1 protein-coding gene and 1 pseudogene are annotated in these 763 nt (G+C 53.5%); both read left to right on the forward strand.

The genetic code is table 11. The features are described 5' to 3' along the window. Positions 1-191: 191 nt before the first annotated feature. Positions 192-341 (forward strand): annotated as a pseudogene (gene mok / locus FTE26_RS07180) (plasmid maintenance protein Mok); the annotation flags it as partial. Continuing rightward, positions 283-408, forward strand: coding sequence for a type I toxin-antitoxin system Hok family toxin (locus FTE26_RS07185; protein WP_001372321.1), 126 nt, complete (start codon positions 283-285; stop codon positions 406-408). The pseudogene mok and the gene FTE26_RS07185, both read left to right, overlap by 59 nt. Positions 409-763: the final 355 nt, after the last annotated feature.

Consider the following 763-nt stretch of genomic DNA (forward strand, 5'->3'; position numbering starts at 1 on the left):
ACGGTCTGAATGAGCGGATTATTTTCAGGGAAAGTGAGTGTGGTCAGCGTGCAGGTATATGGGCTATGATGTGCCCGGCGCTTGAGGCTTTCTGCCTCATGACGTGAAGGTGGTTTGTTGCCGTGTTGTGTGGCAGAAAGAAGATAGCCCCGTAGTAAGTTAATTTTCATTAACCACCACGAGGCATCCCTATGTCTAGTCCACATCAGGATAGCCTCTTACCGCGCTTTGCGCAAGGAGAAGAAGGCCATGAAACTACCACGAAGTTCCCTTGTCTGGTGTGTGTTGATCGTGTGTCTCACACTGTTGATATTCACTTATCTGACACGAAAATCGCTGTGCGAGATTCGTTACAGAGACGGACACAGGGAGGTGGCGGCTTTCATGGCTTACGAATCCGGTAAGTAGCAACCTGGAGGCGGGCGCAGGCCCGCCTTTTCAGGACTGATGCTGGTCTGACTACTGAAGCGCCTTTATAAAGGGGCTGCTGGTTCGCCGGTAGCCCCTTTCTCCTTGCTGATGTTGTACGGGCATGAACAACCTGACTTCAGGAAGGTCGTTTCCCTTCAGGAACGGGGATGAACGCGCGCCTGCGGCGCCCGTTCTTTTCCCCCGCCTTCTCTGGTTATGGCCTGTCAGAAATCACATCACCTTCCCTGTGATTATTCTCTTTTTCTTCCTGCTCTGATTCTGACTACTGCAGTGTTGTCCTGTCTGCCGGGCGCACCTTCGGCTCCCGGCTGCCTGGCGGCATCCGGTCGTC

Origin of the sequence: Escherichia sp. S10b (assembly GCF_028421345.1) — a bacterium.
GTDB lineage: Bacteria > Pseudomonadota > Gammaproteobacteria > Enterobacterales > Enterobacteriaceae > ECMA0423.